General features: G+C 43.2%; 5 protein-coding genes. 4 read left to right on the top strand and 1 reads right to left on the bottom strand.

The window, feature by feature from the left end:
- On the bottom strand, positions 1–350 hold a 350-nt coding region (locus tag F6K49_RS36985), incomplete at its 3' end, for an ATP-binding cassette domain-containing protein (protein ID WP_293104967.1).
- A 302-nt stretch (positions 351–652) separates the two neighbouring features.
- On the opposite strand from F6K49_RS36985, the gene F6K49_RS36990 reads away from it, so the two are divergent.
- The 4 genes from F6K49_RS36990 to carA all read left to right on the top strand — a co-directional run.
- Positions 653–1,606 carry a Sll0314/Alr1548 family TPR repeat-containing protein gene (locus F6K49_RS36990; protein WP_293104957.1) on the top strand — a complete coding sequence of 318 codons (954 nt, stop codon included), beginning with the start codon at positions 653–655 and terminating at the stop codon, positions 1,604–1,606.
- Positions 1,607–1,879: 273 nt separating this feature from the next.
- Positions 1,880–2,206: a hypothetical protein gene (locus F6K49_RS36995; protein ID WP_293027182.1), complete on the top strand. Its 327-nt coding sequence runs from the start codon at positions 1,880–1,882 to the stop codon at positions 2,204–2,206.
- A gap of 49 nt (positions 2,207–2,255) precedes the next feature.
- Positions 2,256–2,798, top strand: a complete 543-nt coding sequence (locus F6K49_RS37000; protein ID WP_293027185.1) for a GIY-YIG nuclease family protein — start codon at positions 2,256–2,258, stop codon at positions 2,796–2,798.
- On the top strand, positions 2,795–3,759 hold a 965-nt coding region (gene carA, locus F6K49_RS37005), incomplete at its 3' end, for a glutamine-hydrolyzing carbamoyl-phosphate synthase small subunit (RefSeq protein WP_293104962.1). The genes F6K49_RS37000 and carA, both read left to right, overlap by 4 nt.

A 3,759-nucleotide genomic window follows, 5' to 3' on the forward strand; every position in this document is an offset into this window, starting at 1 on the left:
AGTCCCACTTCCCCCAAAGCATCATAAACCCTTTGTGACCCCAACTCTGGATGTCCCATCCGCAATTCTTCCAGGATAGTCTTACCACAGAAATGCCGTTCTGGAAACTGAAACACTAATCCTGCCAGTTGTGGTAGCTGGTCGTTTGTGAGTTCGGTTTCTCCCCAAAAGATGTTTCCTGCCGTGGGCTGGGCTAATCCTGCCAAAATTTCCAATAATGTGCTTTTACCAGAACCACTAACACCAATCACTAGTCCCAATTCTTGTGGTGCTAGCTCTAGACTCAGACCCTTCAAGATCGGGGTGGAGCTAGCTGGTGGATGATAGGTTAAGTCTCTAAGATATAGCATTGCCTTTTGCCCACTCCTTCCCTTCTCCCAAAATTTTGGAGGTTTCAAAATTTCATAGACATTACTATCTTAAGCACTCAGCTATCAGCTATCAGCTATCAGCTATCAGCTATCAGCCATTAGCCTTTGGGCCACGCTATGGGAATGGCTGACCGCTGACCGCTGACAGCTGTTCGCGCAGCGTGCGCGTAGCGCATATGCTTACTTACTATCTTATCCCCCAACTTCCGGTACTATGGAACCTGGCATCAAGTGCAACGTCAGTACTGAGGTTAGTAGCATATATTTTTAATATTGCCACAATGACGATGAACCAACGGTTTCGAGCACCAAAACAGATAGTTAAAGCCTGTGTCAGCACAGCAGTTGTATTAATCGGTTTATGGGGAATGCCCACCTTGGCAGCTGACCCCTTTCGCGACAGTAATCCTCGGAACATTGATGACACTGTTCAAGATGCGTTTGACTTCTTCTTCAAGGAGGGAAACTATAAAGAGGCTGAAGCTTATCTAAAAAAATCGGAATCTAGGCAGTCTAAAGAACCCATGACCTATGCTATGCTATCATCTCTAGCTTACTTAGATCAAGATTGGGAAACCTTCAAGACCTACGGAACTAAAACTCTTAAGACTGCTAAGGAAATGATTGCCTCTGATCCTTTGCGAGGTAATCTCTACACAGCAGTAGGTTATTTTTTGGAAGGGGCTTACGATTTTGAAAAAGAAGGTCCTATCAGTGCCTTGACTAAATTACATAAAGTTTTTGAATATCTGGATGAAGCAAAAGAAATTGCTCCTAATGACCCAGAGCTAAACTTGATTACAGGCTACATGGATTTAATGTTAGCTGTCAATTTACCATTTTCTGACCCATCTCAAGCCATTGACAAGTTAGAAACCTATGCTTTACCATCTTATTTAGCCTATCGAGGCATTGCTGTAGGATATCGAGATTTAAAGCAATATTCTAAGGCAATAGACTATGTAGACCGGTCAATGGAAACAACACCAAGCAACCCAGATGTACTTTACCTTAAAGCACAAATTTTGCGAAAACTGGGGCAGGAGGAAAAAAGTTTAGATTTTTTTAACAAAGCTTTAGAAAAACAGAATCAACTGCCAAAACGCCACGCTGCTCAAATTACTTACGAGCAGTGCAAACTTGAAAATAAACTCACAGACGGGGATAGGAATTGCTCCAAGGAACGGAATCGCATCCGGAAGCGGGGAACAGAAGTGGTTCAGAAGGATGACTAAGTTGAAGGTTGAAGGTTGAAGGTTAAAGGTTAAAGGTTGAAGGTTGAAGGTTGCAGGTTGAAGGTTGCAGGTTGCAGGTTGCAGGTTGCAGGTTGCAGGTTGCAGGTTGCAGGTTGCAGGTTGCAGGTTGCAGGTTGCAGGTTGCAGGTCTTACTAAGGACTTAGAACTCAGAACTTAGAACTCAGAAGTATATTTCACGGAAGTCTTGTTCAACAGTGAATCTTGATCAGGTATAATCACTCTCGTAAAGAGTTCGGGATTGTCCTTGACTTATGGTTCGCCTCAAGATAGTTAACAAGTTTGATAGCAGTTTCGTCCTAGCTCCAGAAGCCCGAGACCAGTTATTTGCTTTACTAACCGGGGAAAACTTCTTGGCTCAAGTAGCTGAAGCGGCTCAAGCTGACAGGGTTGAGTTTACTGAATTACTGTTTCAACCAGTTCCCTACACCACTTCAACCCCTAAGGGAATGCCAGCGGACTATGAGCAGTATCACGAATCTGATGATTATATCATCATTAATGTACCTCCTAACTTCATGTTCAAAGCCAAAATATTTAATCCCAGTCGCCTGTGTGGGATTTATCGCAAATTTCAATAAAATTTAGTTTTTATATTTATTTTTTAATAGTAATTTTTAATCCCATCCCATGCTCACCTCTGATAATCAAATTCCATCTCTGAAGGATTTAGAATTTATTCCCTATCTGGATGAAACGGGAAATCTACCAGAATATTTACAAAAAAAGATTGGTGTATACGCTATTTTTGACCAAGATAAAACCCTGAGATTTGTGAATTATTCCCGGGATGTATATATCAGCATCAAACAACATTTAGTTCGTCAGCCTCACTCCTGCTATTGGCTAAAAATAGAAACCATTGAAAAACCTAACCGGAGTCGATTAGAAACGATTCGTAAGGCATGGATTGAAGAGAATGGTGTGATACCGGTAGGGAATGGAGAGCAGGAAAATCTCTGGAGTCAGCCGATTGATGCTAAAGTGACAATGACTGAAGCAGAGCAGTTAGACTATGAGCAAAGTGAGGAATTAGCAAAAACGAAGATTCTCAAAAAAATTGCTCGGAGAGTTGAAGCTAAAATTAAAGATGAGCTAGAATCCCGAGGGGTAAAGACTGAAATTCGCTTCAATCCTAAGCTTAAAGAAAAGGGTTTACTTGACATAAAATGACTATCTCAACGGCTCATCCAGCTCTGCTAGTTCTCGCTGATGGCACAACTTACCAAGGCTGGTCTTTCGGAGCGACTGGTACAACCATTGGTGAAGTAGTGTTTAACACTGCTATGACGGGTTATCAAGAGGTGGTGACAGATCCCAGCTACTGCGGTCAAATTGTGACCTTCACCTATCCAGAATTAGGCAATACTGGTGTTAACCCGTCCGATGAAGAATCTGCTCATCCTCAAATCAGAGGTGCAATTGCCCGTAACATCTGCTACCGGCCCAGTAACTGGCGCTCTACCCAGTCCTTGCCCGATTATCTGGCGGAACATAACATCCCAGGAATTTACGGCATTGATACAAGGGCATTGACCCGCAAAATACGCTCCATTGGTGCGATAAACGGTGCCATTTCCACAGAAATCCTTGACTCCACTGAGTTATTGTCCCAAGTGCAAGCGGCTCCGAGTATGGCAGGATTAAATCTAGTTAAAGAAGTGAGCACTGACGAGGTTTACGAATGGTCTGATCCTACGGAAGCAAATTGGGAGTTCGGTCCGGCAGTTGATGGGGTAGAAAAGGACAAGGGTTTGACAGTTGTTGCTATCGATTTTGGCATCAAACGTAATATTCTCAAGCGTCTAGCTAGCTACAATTGTCGGGTAATTGTCGTCCCTGCTAATACACCGCCAGAAGAAATTGCTAAGTATAATCCCGATGGGATATTTCTGTCCAATGGACCAGGGGATCCGGCTGTAGTACTCGAAGGCATCTCAACCACCAAAGCCTTATTGGAGCGTCAGCAACCTATTTTTGGCATCTGCATGGGACATCAGATTCTTGGTCTTGCCCTAGGAGCGCAGACCTTTAAACTTAAATTTGGTCACCGAGGTTTGAATCACCCAGCCGGTTTGCAGCAAATGGTGGAAATTACTAGCCAAAACCATGGTTTTGCTATTGATCCCGATAC

Source organism: Moorena sp. SIO3I6 (genome assembly GCF_010672095.1).